17 protein-coding genes are annotated in these 12825 nt (G+C 34.2%); 2 read left to right on the forward strand and 15 right to left on the reverse strand.

Annotated elements, in window-relative coordinates; translation table 11 throughout:
* Nucleotides 1–48: 48 nt before the first annotated feature.
* The 11 genes from HNR27_RS11645 to HNR27_RS11695 form a co-directional block, all read right to left on the reverse strand.
* Nucleotides 49–681 carry an HAAS signaling domain-containing protein gene (locus tag HNR27_RS11645; protein ID WP_212920768.1) on the reverse strand — a complete coding sequence of 211 codons (633 nt, stop codon included), beginning with the start codon at nt 679–681 and terminating at the stop codon, nt 49–51.
* Nucleotides 678–1010: a PadR family transcriptional regulator gene (locus tag HNR27_RS11650; RefSeq protein ID WP_212920769.1), complete on the reverse strand. Its 333-nt coding sequence runs from the start codon at nt 1008–1010 to the stop codon at nt 678–680. Before HNR27_RS11650 ends, HNR27_RS11645 begins: the two co-directional genes overlap by 4 nt.
* A 77-nt stretch (nt 1011–1087) precedes the next feature.
* Nucleotides 1088–1654: a GNAT family N-acetyltransferase gene (locus HNR27_RS11655; RefSeq protein ID WP_429339971.1), complete on the reverse strand. Its 567-nt coding sequence runs from the start codon at nt 1652–1654 to the stop codon at nt 1088–1090.
* Nucleotides 1655–1665: 11 nt separating this feature from the next.
* Nucleotides 1666–2511, reverse strand: a complete 846-nt coding sequence (locus tag HNR27_RS11660; protein ID WP_429339864.1) for a DUF2785 domain-containing protein — start codon at nt 2509–2511, stop codon at nt 1666–1668.
* A gap of 117 nt (nt 2512–2628) precedes the next feature.
* Entirely contained in the window at nt 2629–3198 is a 570-nt protein-coding gene (locus HNR27_RS11665) for a GNAT family N-acetyltransferase (RefSeq protein ID WP_429339865.1), read from the reverse strand.
* A gap of 70 nt (nt 3199–3268) precedes the next feature.
* Nucleotides 3269–3814: an HAD-IIIA family hydrolase gene (locus HNR27_RS11670; protein ID WP_212920771.1), complete on the reverse strand. Its 546-nt coding sequence runs from the start codon at nt 3812–3814 to the stop codon at nt 3269–3271.
* Nucleotides 3815–3936: 122 nt separating this feature from the next.
* Entirely contained in the window at nt 3937–5094 is a 1158-nt protein-coding gene (locus HNR27_RS11675; protein ID WP_429339866.1) for a S41 family peptidase, read from the reverse strand.
* Between the two features lie 228 nt (nt 5095–5322).
* Nucleotides 5323–5496, reverse strand: a complete 174-nt coding sequence (locus HNR27_RS11680) for a hypothetical protein (RefSeq protein ID WP_429339867.1) — start codon at nt 5494–5496, stop codon at nt 5323–5325.
* A gap of 55 nt (nt 5497–5551) precedes the next feature.
* Nucleotides 5552–6187: a Vat family streptogramin A O-acetyltransferase gene (locus HNR27_RS11685; RefSeq protein ID WP_212920774.1), complete on the reverse strand. Its 636-nt coding sequence runs from the start codon at nt 6185–6187 to the stop codon at nt 5552–5554.
* A gap of 48 nt (nt 6188–6235) precedes the next feature.
* The gene (locus HNR27_RS11690) at nt 6236–6958 is read right to left on the reverse strand and encodes a GNAT family N-acetyltransferase (RefSeq protein ID WP_429339868.1); all 723 of its coding nucleotides are present in this window, start codon (nt 6956–6958) and stop codon (nt 6236–6238) included.
* A 78-nt stretch (nt 6959–7036) separates the two neighbouring features.
* On the reverse strand, nt 7037–7429 hold the full coding sequence (locus tag HNR27_RS11695) for a hypothetical protein (RefSeq protein ID WP_429339869.1): 393 nt from the start codon (nt 7427–7429) through the stop codon (nt 7037–7039).
* A gap of 430 nt (nt 7430–7859) precedes the next feature.
* On the opposite strand from HNR27_RS11695, the gene HNR27_RS11700 reads away from it, so the two are divergent.
* Complete coding sequence (locus HNR27_RS11700; RefSeq protein WP_429339870.1) at nt 7860–8090, forward strand: PF20097 family protein; 231 nt, start codon at nt 7860–7862, stop codon at nt 8088–8090.
* Nucleotides 8091–8111: 21 nt separating this feature from the next.
* A complete protein-coding gene (locus HNR27_RS11705) occupies nt 8112–8462 on the forward strand; it encodes a VOC family protein (protein WP_429339871.1) in 351 nt (116 codons plus the stop codon).
* A 421-nt stretch (nt 8463–8883) separates the two neighbouring features.
* Here the strand turns inward: HNR27_RS11705 and HNR27_RS11710 are convergent, their stop codons facing one another.
* The 4 genes from HNR27_RS11710 to HNR27_RS11725 are packed head-to-tail and all read right to left on the reverse strand — an operon-like array spanning nt 8884 to nt 12747.
* Complete coding sequence (locus HNR27_RS11710; protein WP_429339872.1) at nt 8884–10002, reverse strand: DUF2705 family protein; 1119 nt, start codon at nt 10000–10002, stop codon at nt 8884–8886.
* Nucleotides 9999–10883: an ABC transporter ATP-binding protein gene (locus HNR27_RS11715; RefSeq protein WP_212920779.1), complete on the reverse strand. Its 885-nt coding sequence runs from the start codon at nt 10881–10883 to the stop codon at nt 9999–10001. The genes HNR27_RS11710 and HNR27_RS11715 overlap by 4 nt, the downstream gene beginning before the upstream one ends.
* 18 nt (nt 10884–10901) lie before the next feature.
* On the reverse strand, nt 10902–12179 hold the full coding sequence (locus HNR27_RS11720) for an ABC transporter permease (protein WP_429339873.1): 1278 nt from the start codon (nt 12177–12179) through the stop codon (nt 10902–10904).
* A gap of 22 nt (nt 12180–12201) precedes the next feature.
* The gene (locus HNR27_RS11725; protein ID WP_429339874.1) at nt 12202–12747 is read right to left on the reverse strand and encodes a hypothetical protein; all 546 of its coding nucleotides are present in this window, start codon (nt 12745–12747) and stop codon (nt 12202–12204) included.
* Nucleotides 12748–12825: the final 78 nt, after the last annotated feature.

A 12825-nucleotide genomic window follows, 5' to 3' on the forward strand; every position in this document is an offset into this window, starting at 1 on the left:
ATAGATAAAAAAATTGTTCCATTTTGCTGATATCGGGGGGTAAGGTGTTTACACAGATGCTTTCCTTCCCCATCGATATCCAATCCAACTAATCGGATACAACACAATAGTTAATACCATACAGGCGATTATAAATGGGCCACTTAAAAGTGGTTGAAACCACTCATGTGGTATCAGTTTAAAGACAATCAGATACATTAGAATTAGATTGGGAATAATGGCATATGTAAATGTTTTACGAAGAATCTTTAGTCCACCACTACCAAATTCCTTACCAATTTCATAGCCAAGCAGACCCCAAAACACCATGTAAATCATAATAATGATGGTAGGTGCTGCTGTAAGCCTATCCCACATTACCTCTATCCATTCCAACTGAAAAACATTATATGCGATGGTTAGTGTTATTCCACCAAGAAAGATTAAGATATTTAACACAACAAATAAAATTTGCATCTTTTTTGGTGTTACCTTCGCTTCTTCTTTCCAGATTGCAGCGATTTCTTCTGGTGTACCCAGTCTCTTGACAATTTCCTCATAGGATTCATCACTTGAGATCTTCTCCTCCTGAAGAAATTCATACACATGTGATCGATACTCGAGAAGAATCTGGTCTTTATCGGGGTGTTTTCCAAGAACGTCACTTAGTTCCTGGAAAAACCGATCTTCACCAGCATTCACGACTCGCTTCTCCCAATAAGGTTATTCATTACTTGAACATATCGATGCCATTCATTTGTTTTGGCCTCAAGCATCTCCTTACCTTCCCCAGTAATTCGGTAATACTTCCTGGCAGGTCCTTTTTCTTGATTTTGCCAATAGCATTCGATGTATTCTTGTTTTTCAAGCTTGTGAAGTGCAGGATATAATGTACCTTCCTTTATTTGCAGGTTATGTTCACTCCGACGCTCCATTTCCTTAGCAAGCTCGTAGCCATACATATCACGCTCATTTAAAAGCTGTAGGACAAGAAGTGATGTACTCCCCTTAACAAGTTCCCGATCAAACATATTCTCACCTACCTAGAATTATTAGGTATCTATACTATATAGAATACCGAGGTATTTGTAAAGCCCTATCTCAAATTTTAGGATTCTCTAACCTTGGCATACACACATGTATCCCGAAGCTCTTTCCCATAAACATCTAAGCTGTCTTTCCGTAATATCCCCTCTAGCTCAAATCCAATACGCTCAGCCACAGCTCGACTCTTTACATTTTTAACATCGCAGCGAATTTCTACCCGATTTGCTTGAAGCTCGGTGAATGCAAAATCCGCGATTGCTTGAACCGCTTCCGTCATGTACCCTTTTCCACTATGACGACTATCAATCCAGTAACCAATCTCAAATTTTCGTACATCCCAGTCAATCCGATGGAGTCCAGAGTTAGCTATTAATTCCCCAGTGTTTTTATGAAAGACTAGTAATCTTAAATCTTCTCTAGTAAGGAATTTCACATGAGCTTCACGAATTCTAATTTCCGCATCTTCTTCCCTATCTTCTTCATGTGCCCAAGGCATCCACGGTAAAAGCTCATTAATGGAAGCTTCTTTAGACTCATATACTGCCTTTCCGTCACCAGGCTTAGGCATTCTTATCAGTAGTCGCTCTGTTTCAAATTCACTTGGAAAATCAATTAAAATCGGATTCATCATTAGTCCCCCTAAATATTGTAATATGGTTGATTAATAGTCTTAAGCGCTTGCTTAAGATAAATACGTAACCTCTCATGCTTATCCAATACTTCAAGATGCAAGACAAGGCTTTTTAAAAATTGCTTGATATTAGTACGCTGCATATAAAGTGTCTTCATATTTTTGGAATAATTCTGCTGTAATTCTTTTGTTATTTTATCGATTTTATCATACAAAATAGATTGATCAATCCCTCTATCAAGAATAGTTACCATTGGAACAACCATTCGTTCGTCCTCTTCAAATAGTAAATAATCCTTATCAAAGTACATTTTCCCCAAAATGGATAAAGCAATTTCTTTTAGTCTAGCTTCTTCTAATTGCGGTTGCTTCGCTAACTCATCAAGTGCATCAGCAATATGTGCAATACTATGTGCCCATCCTTTTTCCTCTACAAACCCACGCACATCCTCTTCTTGCTTCACATACTCCAATAATTTCACTGCAACTTCATCTACTTCGTCATCAGTTAAAAAAGAATTTTTGACGTTTACATGCAACAATACCGCTATAATCAAAGAAGAAAAAGATCTAGTAAAAACTGCATCCTCGCCGACTTCATCTACTTTAAAGAATAGGTGATTATCATCCAGACATATTTTCATCAACTGATTTAAGTTTGGTCTTGTATAGCGTCCATTGATGATTAAATGTGCAAAACTAGGATAAATCAAAGAATCTCTTAACTCTGGATCTGTGCTTCCGATATGTGTTAGCATTGCATTTGTTAATACCCCTAAATCAACTGTGCCAATAGATTGAAAATCTGTATTTTTGAATTCAGTTAGTATGTTTTTTAGTTCATTTCCGTTCAATTCATCACCCCTGTATGTATTAATATTCTAGCTTTATGGTAAAAACCCCTACTTTCTAACAATTTTATCAGTTAAAGTAGGAGTTCTTCATTATCTAACGGTTGGTAACTATTTCGTCTAACTCTTTTTTGTTCTGTCAAAATCTTGCTTCAACAGGGAATACACATATAAATCATCAAATTTACCATCTGTAAATTCATAACTTCTTAATAACCCTTCTCTAATAAAACCCAACTTCTCTACTAACTTTTGTGATGCTTGATTAGGTGGTTCTATCAATGCCTCTATTCGTTGAAAATTCATATGCTGGTATCCGTGGCTTATAATCGCTTCTACTGCCTCAAAAGCAATACCTTTCCCCCAATGATCTTTACTCAATTCAAAACCAATTTCAGTACGGAAATGCTGAGAAACGCCATTATGAAAACCACAGCTACCGATAACAGCACCTTGCTCTTTTAACGTAATTCCCCATCTCATACCTGTTTTGTTGTTTTGAATGGATTGATACCATGAAATTTCATCCAATGCATCGTTAATGCTTTTAAAAGGGTTTAATCCATAATACTTCATAACTTCTTCATCAGACAGATACCTCAGAATGTCATTTGCATCCTCTTTAGTAATCTGTCTTAATACTAATCTCTTAGTCTCTATTACGGGAAAATCATTCATATTTATCGTCATCGTAACTTCACCTATTTTTTTATTTTACATTTTAGTATTCTTGTTTGACTTTAGAATAATATCTTCTTTCCTATTGCTTCTTGTCAGCTGTTCCCAATTTTACAATCCAATTAACAGCTTCTAATAAATTTTCAGCAATATAATCCGGTTCAATACCTACCCATGTATCTCTGTATTTATCTAGTGAACTTTGTCCCCATCCGGTTCGTACTAATATTTTCATCGCTCCAACTGAATGAGCGGCCAACATATCTGTGGAGCCAACATCACCAATAAAAACCGTATTAGATAAGTCTAAATTATACTTTTTAGCTGCTTCTAACAATAATCCTGGTTTTGGTTTACGACAATCACAATCATCATTTGGACTGTGGGGACAAATGAAAGCATCATCAAATCCATATGCGATAAATTCATTATAAAAATCATCAATAGTTGCTTGACCTCTACTAATTCGATTTTGATTCGTACAGGCAAACGTTTTAATATTGTTATCCTTTAGAACTTCTAATGCAGTTTTACTAAACGGATATAGGTTAAAATCTTTCGGATGAATAAAATGCCCAGTACCACCAATTGTTCCATCACGATCAATAAATACTGCCTCAACATTCATCGAATATCCCCCTTTATACTACTTCTAAATTCTTTAAAATACGTATTGCCTCTTCCATATCAACATCCTTATATATATGCTCTGGTGACCACGGAATATAGATATCGGGTTTTATACCCGGATTATCCCCGATGATCTAATGACTTTAACCTTGATGTAGGATAGTATAATTCAAATACATCATGCCACTTTTTAATAGCTAAGTTGGAATAATCATTGAGTCCCATTGTTGGTCTTCCCACGACTATTACCTTTGGTGACTTCTTGCATAAGTAAACGAAAATATCCCCAGCACTGCCACAATAGTTATCAATTAATAGAATAATATTTTCAGGACTCCTTAGCCCCTTCATGTCTACCTCAACAAATTTTCCTTCAAAGGAAACAAATCCTTTTCCTTTTTTCTTTACCCATGTTTCTTTCCATTGTTCGAGACTTTTACGATGCTCTTCATTGTCAATTTTATCGAGTCCATCATTGATTGATTCAATCATTAATTCTGCATTTCGGTCTGTACAATTAAATTCCATTTCATAATCAAGAAAATCAATTTTCATCGAACCACTTGGGAAAATATATTTTTCCAGGCTGGCATAAGCTAATGTACTACCACCATAATTAACTCTGACATCAATAATAAGATTCTTCTTTTGCTTAAGTTCACTCTTATATTGATTTACTAATTCTTCTATTGGATCGGCACTAAAAAAGTCTGTTATTTTCAGACATAATGTATCTGAATCGACTTTTGTTATGGAATGTTCAGGGACGTACTCCGCTTTTTCATACCTTTTCAATTCCATTAACTGTTTGTTTCCTTTGGTATCCAGCACCTCAGCTATACTGTACTTTTGAATTATTTTTCTCCAATCCTCTCGTTCGGCCTTAGTTTCCATTAACTCACGTTGATGTCTTTCTACTAAATCTTGAATGGGGATATTATTAAGTGAAATTATTGCATCCCCAGGCTTTAAACGCTGTTCTTTACTTACAGAAGTTATGTACAATTTATCCTCAAACCTTCTAACTCTAAACCCATAATCGATTTCCTTCTGTTCATCAGATTTACTAATTTGAAAGAACAAATGAGAATCCTTAAAATCGATTAGGTAGTCTTCAACGATTTCAGCAAACAAATTGGCATTTAGTTCTCCACTGTATTCCAAATTCATGATCTTCTTTTCAAATTCCTGTGGATTGTCCCATCCTTTTTTATCAATATAACCCGCATAATCGTTATGCATCATGTGAACTATCTCTTGAAAGATTTCCAAATACAAAGAACACCCTCCAATTTCAATGGAATATAAGTTTAAACCATAGTAAGCTTGACCAGATTCTTTAAATTGTTAACTTATTATCCTTTTCTCGTTATCGTATATTAACTAAACTTTCCAGTAAGTACTAAATCCCTTAAGCTGAATATTAGCATAATATTCAGTATATACGTTTGAAAAATAAAGACCATCTATATGATGATCCTTTCCTAATCTCTTACACGTGTTTGATTAAGAGGATAAATTTTTTCCTCCCCTACTTCTTACAATGAAACCAGCAAGAAATAAACATCCAAAACTTATTATTTTCATTATTATATGACCGATTTCTCCCATATCACCAATGGTTATTGAAAACAAAACTGCTCCAATCAAAATAAGCAGAATAGCAAGAACCCATTTCAAACTATCAATCTCCCTTATTTACACCATTTTAGTCTCCCCATTTGCTCATAATGAGCTAAGAAATTGCTTTAATCTTTGTCAGATCTCCACTGCATAGGGCCTCAAGATTATCAAAAATCTTACGAGCAGGCCAATCCCACCATTTCATGGTAAGGAGAAAATCAATAAGCTCGTCATCAAATCTTTTTTTAATAATTTTGCAAGGATTTCCGCCTGCAATATGATATGGAGGAACATCTTTTACAACGACAGAATTGGCTGCAATGATAGCTCCATCACCAATATGTACTCCTGGCATAACCGTGACATTTTGACCGATCCACACATCGTTTCCAACTATCGTGTCACCTTTAAAGGGTAATTCAGCAAGTGTTGGAGTTGATTTCTCCCAGCCATTGCCCATAATGTTAAATGGATACGTTGTGACACTGCACATTCTATGGTTTGCACCATTCATTACAAATTCAATTCCCTTTGCTATTGCGCAAAATTTTCCGATAATCAGTTTATCTCCAATAAATTCATAGTGATGTGTAACATGTTCTTCAAACTTTTCAGCACCATTTATATCGTCATAGTATGTGTAGTCACCAACAGTAATATTGGGGCGGGTTATCACGTTTTTAATAAAGCATATACTTTTAATATTCTCATTTGGGTAGATTGAATTCGGATCAGGTCCAAATTGCATATTTAAATTCCACCTTTACGCTTCAGCTAGCATACTATTTAAATTTTGTTAACCAGAGTAAACTAATGAAATAACTGTATTCTTACTCTCAATACATCCATTATCGATCATTATTTTTCGCATCGGATTATTGTTAATTTCCGTTGCACCGAGGTAAGAGACTGCGTTGAAATCATTTCGCAGCCTATATAGCCCTATTAGGTGTAGATCCTTACCAAGTCCCCTCCCTTGAAATTTAGGGTGAATACCTATCCAAAAAATACGTCCTTCCTTGTCCCTATCTGGTTCAAGGTGAGGAAATACCACTCCTACAGGCTCATTTTCAACTACATAAACAGTGAACATTCTCTGGACTTGTGAAGGCAATTCCGTTTTCATACTCATCAAAAATTTTGCTGTATCATCTATATTCCTATCCATTACTTCAGATAGAAATAAAACTGATTTCCTCTCATTGATTGGCCATACCTCGTAATCTAATTTCCTAATATTTATTGGGTGTCTTAGCGAACTTCTATAAATAACCCTTTCACCTTTAATCTTCATCTTAGCCTTCGTGCAATTTAATCGTTGCAAATGAAGTCTAGGACATTCTAACAACACTTTTTTAAAATTCCTGTTCTCCATTTTGTTTAAGAGATCATTAATAAGACCATCGATTTGGTTGGCTTCACTGATGTTGTCTTCTAATATTTCCAAAATAATTTGTTCATCACTAATAATACTATGCACGCCAAATTCTTTTAGTTGGTTTAGTATTGTAATCATCATTAGTACTCCTTCTTGTCCTCTTGTTGTACTATTTCTGCTTGTTAGCTGAGTAGAAAACACCACAATATGAAGCAGGTTTTATCTCTCTTTTTTCACAAAATACCCTAATAAAAAATAAATAATGCCCATAAAAAGAATCCAAACTTCATATTTAGTTCCTAGAGACCCTATCGAAATAAAATAAATAACAAGAAATGCAATTCCCATTATCAAGCAGAATCCAAGGTACGCCATTCTCAAACCTTTAAATTTCAAGCCAAAACAACCTATTCCTGTTATTATACCTAAAATACAAACACATAATATAATCCCAATAGAAAGTATGTCTGTACCTGTTCTATCAACATTAGAGCCGAGTGCATTTCCTAAAGATGTTCCAACTACATATAAAAAGCCATAACCAAAGGATGTTACTACCATTAAAGTCCCTAAAACAATTCCTATGGTTTTTGATAAATTATATTTCTTCATTTTTTCTCCTTCTTCTTTAAATGTTATTCTCAATTCAAATAGCTAAAAGTATCAATTTAAGAAATTTAAAATTTGTATAACTGCTCTTTCGTTTTTATACAAGTAACCACAAATCCTTATCGTAATCATAACATGGTTGCCAATAAATTCTAAATTATCTTTTAAATACTTAATATTATATACCCAATAACAGAACATGGATTACATTGAAAGTAACAAAAATACACTATTATTTATAAAGTTACTTTAGAGATATTGGTAATCCTATCAAATTCGGGGTTATTGTAAGGGACTTTGAGTTAAGAATTGAATCTTTATGTTAAAATAAACTTAACATTTAGAATAATAAGTACTTCGACTAAGGGGCAATGTAATTCAAGAAGGGAAATGGTAGAAAAATTAGAAAGATGGGAAAGGAAGTATACTAAATATGAACAATACTGTAAGATGTCCTGAATGTAGTAATGAGGTAAAGCAGGGGTATATTTTTTCTCCTCGCAGAATTTGTTGGTCAGAATCGGCTGATTCAATCATTTACGATTCTGGAAGTGAAGTATTAATGGGTGATTCAATTTTTAAAATAAAGAAAATCCCTGCATTAAGATGTGAAAAATGTAATTTAGTTATTTTTAAATACCAACAAAACAAGATAAAAAAGTAGTATTTTAAGGAGAGTGTACTAATGAAGGTCATTCGAATAGTTGCCAATGTTGAGACTCAGGAAATATCTAAAGCAAAGTACTTTTACGGGGAAGTGCTTGGACTTGATGAACTGATGGATATGGGGTTTATTGCGACTTTCGGTTCGCATGAGAAAATGGACACTCAAATAAGCTTTCTTTCTGAGGGTGGTTCAGGGACACCTGTGCCTGATTTGTCAATTGAAGTTGATGATCTCGATGATGCACTAACTCGCATAAAAAAAGCAGAGATTCCAATTGAGTATGGACCAATTGAGGAACCGTGGGGGGTTCGACGTTTCTTTGTAAAAGATCCCTTCGGTAAGCTTGTTAATATTCTTAGCCATCTTTAAATAAATGAGATGACAGATGTGTTGAATATCGACTTTAATAAGGTGTTTTTGTTGAGTAGAAACAAATGAGTTACTTCTACACTTTACGACCATAATGTGTAATAAAAGAAAAGGTGCTTTAATTTAACAAGACAATATAGACAATACGGTTTTTAAGTAACAAGGCTGGTAAATAAAGGCAACATAGTAAAGAACATTTTTTTGTCTATATAATGGTATTCCAATAACTGTAAAAAGAGTGCATACATTTATTATGATAAAGCTCTAGATTGGAAACGGTATAGTGGTCTAGTACTGTATTCTAATATAGAACTATTTTTGTATATAACGACGAGTCCGTTACTAATGTTAAATAATAGCAAACGCCTGTGAAATCACAAAATTCCACAGGCGTATAGTAAATTTCCTTAAATAGTAAGATTTAATCCACCTTACTCTTCCTGATCTTCTGCCTAGCTACTAAATAAAAAATAGCTGTCAATACAAGAATAGCTGGAACTCCTTGCCACCAAACCCTTCCATTTTGAAATTGAATACTTTCTCCTGGTAATAAATATTGAAATGGATTGAACCAAGCTAATGGATTCCACGAAGCAATTGTAGTCAATCCATAACCAGCTAGTAATATTCCTAAGACACCAGAAAGTGTAGCTAATGTATGTTTAAAGAACAAACTAAGCAATAAACAAAGAGAAATTATCATGAGTATACTTAACGAAACCATACTAATTGCTAATTGCATATATTCCGATATGGTTAAAAGTTCTATTCGCTGTTTTACTTCTATTACAATAGGATAATTAAATGACCCTTTATATCCAAAAACATACCCAATTATTGAGGTTACTACTAATAAAAATACGATTGTTATTACATAAATAATAATCGAACTCCAGAATTTACTTGAAATAATGTGCGTACGATTTAATGGCTGAGTAAACAATAAATTAATAGAGCGATTCTCAAATTCAGATGACATAATTTCCCCCACTAATAACAAGACAATAAGAATCGCCCCAAAATTAATAAACAGATCTACCACTTGTTTAATAAAATTCGGAAACGCTCTACTATAGATTTCATGTTCAGGAGGGATATTCGAATCGAGCAGTTTTTCGTTTAACGCTAAAGAATGGGAAATTTCCTGAAAGCTTAACGAATGATCCCCACCCTTCTCTTTATACTCCTTAGCAGTCGAATAGTACTCATTCTGTAGTCTCAACCTTTCCTGAAACTGATTAGGTGCTAGTAAATTCCTTGTTTCATATAAATTATTAATCATCGCACTATTTAACCGTTGAAGTTCCTTATGCTCTTCATTCTCTGGGTCATCCTCAAGGATTGATTGATGAATCTTTGCATTAGAAAAATTACTCTCTAATAGCTCATCAATCCGTTCTCTGGCCTCTTTTTCAATAGATGATTCAAATATGATATTACGAGCCATCAGAAAAGCTACACAAATAACAATTCCAATTAAGATATACAAGAACTTTTTACTAAAAACTATCTTTTTTAACTCGAATGACAGTAGCCTCATGAGGATAGCTCCTCTTCAAACAACTCACGATACCGCTTCTCTGCACCTACTTTTTGTACTTCTATATCTGTAATCGCAACATCATTGTTATTCAACGAATCAATAAAGCTCTGCAGGTCAATATCTGTTTCTTCAAATCCCAATTGAAGCTGGTCAGTTATGGAGAAAGAAATATTCCTTTCGTTTAAGCCCTTTTTGGCCTTTTCGATATCACTTACTGTGACTAAATACCGTTTCGATGATATGTCTTTTAGGGATTCCTTTAAAAGTGCGCCATCCTTCATAAAGTAAATCGTATTCGTTAATCGATCAATTTCATCTAAATTATGGGAAGAAACAATAATTGATGTCCCTTCCTTATGTAACTCTAGTAAAATCTCGCGCATATTAATCGCACTAGTTGGATCTAGTCCGTTTATTGGTTCATCCATTAATAAAAGCTTTGGTTCATTAATAATAACCATGGCGAGTAGTAGATGCTGTTTCATCCCAAGAGAATAATTACGGACTCGCTTTTTCAAGTACTTTTCCATACCAACACGCTCCGCCACCTCTTTAATCTTAGAATTAGCTATTTTTTGTACACTACAAATAAATTTCAAATGATCATAGCCCGTTAGATTTCCATATAGGATACGGTTATCCTGTAAATAAGATACTTGATGAAAAAGGGACGCATCGGTATGCTTCTTTCCTAACAACGTTACTTCTCCTTCTTGAAAGGAAAGGAGATTGGTCATGCAATTCAATAAAGTAGTCTTCCCTGAACCGTTTGGACCTACTAAAGCAATAATCTGTGGTGTCTCTATTTTTATATCTATTCCTTTTAACACCATTTGCTTTTTATATCGTTTCTTTAAATTGCTCACATCTACAATCACATCATCACTCCCATTTCTCTAATTACCCATCTTAGTTTGTAGGCTATATACAACATACGTTACAACTAATAGAACAAAACTAGAAATACTTAATGAAATCATTCCGTTTGTAAAAGTGATATTAAAATTAGCCATATTTAGTGCTAATTCATTTGTTAATACCTCAAAAACGGAGAAATATTGAAATGGGATATAATGTGTCACGCTGGATGTTTGTAATACCCCACTCATTTTCAGTCCAATAAATAGCGTCGCAAGGGTTAATCCTATGGAGAAAATTACACGTTTGGTCAAAATCGAAAACAGGAATAAAATAGAATAACAGAATAATAGTATTAGCATAAACATACCTGCAGCTTTTATTAGAAATACTCCCATACTCATGAGCGTAAATGTTCTATCCTCACCATAGATTAGTACTGGATAGTCCCAGTCACCAAAACGATCAAAAATACTTCCAACTATTATAGAAAATCCTACTGCTGTCACCAGTATGAATATACTAACAAAAATTGCTGTTATAAATTTACTAGTTAAAATTTTATACCTACCGATCGGTTGTGTGTGCAATAAATGGATTGGTCCATGTCTGCCCAGCCCTTCCTTTGTAACAATATCTCCGAATAGGAAAAGAAAGAATATGACACCAATAAAACTAAACAATAAACCAAACAATCGAAAGAGATAATGAATGCTTGCAGATGAATACTTATTGCTATTTTCTTTTAAATAATTCATAACGTATTCTGATGCTTCTCGGTTATCACCAGAAACCTCCTTATCATAGAACGTAATATAAGAGAAGTACACACTCATTGGCAATAGAGGTGTAACATCTTTATCTTGCATCCACTTGCTCATTTCTACATAGGTTTCTAATGTAAATAATGTAGGATGGGTATATGTATGTGTTTCATTTTGATATTTCATTGTGTCAATTCGTGGTTCTGTTTCTTCTGTTTCTATTTGTAGTAGAGCATCCCAACTTTCTTCTTCTAATATCTCTAAAGTCGTTTGTCTTTTTTCTAACCAATCCTCTTCAAACTCAATAGAAGACTGCAGTTCCGTTGCTTTAGCACCTTCAGCAGATTCCAGAGCCCTTCTATCTTCTTCAAGTCTTTGTTCCGTTCCTTGAATATCTTCCTTTAATGGCTTAATTACATCCCCAACACGGGTGGTATTGATATAAACAAACACATAATATGCAATAAAAAATACAAGCAATACTACCAAAAGCATTCGGAAAAAAATGGTATTCCACAACTTCTTTATTTCAAAAATAATTAGCTTTAACAAAAAAACACCCCTATTCGTAGAATTACTGAACAATGATGCCAAAAACATAATAAGCTTGCCCTACTAGGTCTCCGTCCCATTGTAATTTAAGGTAGTAATAGTACCTCCCTTTTTCCATGGGTGCAGTTATTTGTCTATTATTGACTTCTACTTTTTTTTCTTCATCAAAATTAACCTGAGTTAATTCAATACTATCTGGATTGTAGATGTGGTCTGTTTTAGGTTGACCACTGGTGGATATAGAAAAACTAAATACCTCACCTGGTTCTACTCCTAACGGTTCCCAACCATATAATTGCTCCTCTGGCGGATTTGGCTTCAGCGAACAGAGACTTTCCTCTTTCCAACACCAAACATCAAGAGCAACAAGCGTTGATTTTTCTTCTGTTCCTATATGAACTGTAGGCACTTCGCTCTCCCCATGACTTTCTTGGCTATCAGGTTCATTTTCAATGCTATCAGGCGACCTAACAGCCTCTTCCTTCATCCCTTTCAATGCTGGATTTTCCGCACATCCGACAAGAAATATCCCTATTATTAATAGGAAAGAAATAGAATACTTTTTCACATGAAATCCTCCAAATAATCATTTAATAATATTCAAAACCTTTCAAAAATTGTAACATAAATATAATATATTTGAAAT

This window comes from Ornithinibacillus bavariensis (genome assembly GCF_050433565.1).
Taxonomy (GTDB): domain Bacteria; phylum Bacillota; class Bacilli; order Bacillales; family Amphibacillaceae; genus Ornithinibacillus; species Ornithinibacillus bavariensis.

What these genes read in the sequence shown, in the direction of transcription:
- HNR27_RS11695 (WP_429339869.1), bottom strand. Translation starts at nt 7,429, where the DNA reads ATGAAGAAATATAATTTATCAAAAACCATAGGAATTGTTTTAGGGACT.
- HNR27_RS11685 (WP_212920774.1), bottom strand. Translation starts at nt 6,187, where the DNA reads ATGCAATTTGGACCTGATCCGAATTCAATCTACCCAAATGAGAATATT.
- HNR27_RS11690 (WP_429339868.1), bottom strand. Translation starts at nt 6,958, where the DNA reads ATGATGATTACAATACTAAACCAACTAAAAGAATTTGGCGTGCATAGT.
- HNR27_RS11705 (WP_429339871.1), top strand. Translation starts at nt 8,112, where the DNA reads ATGAAGGTCATTCGAATAGTTGCCAATGTTGAGACTCAGGAAATATCT.
- HNR27_RS11700 (WP_429339870.1), top strand. Translation starts at nt 7,860, where the DNA reads ATGAACAATACTGTAAGATGTCCTGAATGTAGTAATGAGGTAAAGCAG.
- HNR27_RS11670 (WP_212920771.1), bottom strand. Translation starts at nt 3,814, where the DNA reads ATGAATGTTGAGGCAGTATTTATTGATCGTGATGGAACAATTGGTGGT.
- HNR27_RS11655 (WP_429339971.1), bottom strand. Translation starts at nt 1,654, where the DNA reads ATGAATCCGATTTTAATTGATTTTCCAAGTGAATTTGAAACAGAGCGA.
- HNR27_RS11710 (WP_429339872.1), bottom strand. Translation starts at nt 10,002, where the DNA reads ATGAGGCTACTGTCATTCGAGTTAAAAAAGATAGTTTTTAGTAAAAAG.
- HNR27_RS11665 (WP_429339865.1), bottom strand. Translation starts at nt 3,198, where the DNA reads ATGACGATAAATATGAATGATTTTCCCGTAATAGAGACTAAGAGATTA.
- HNR27_RS11650 (WP_212920769.1), bottom strand. Translation starts at nt 1,010, where the DNA reads ATGTTTGATCGGGAACTTGTTAAGGGGAGTACATCACTTCTTGTCCTA.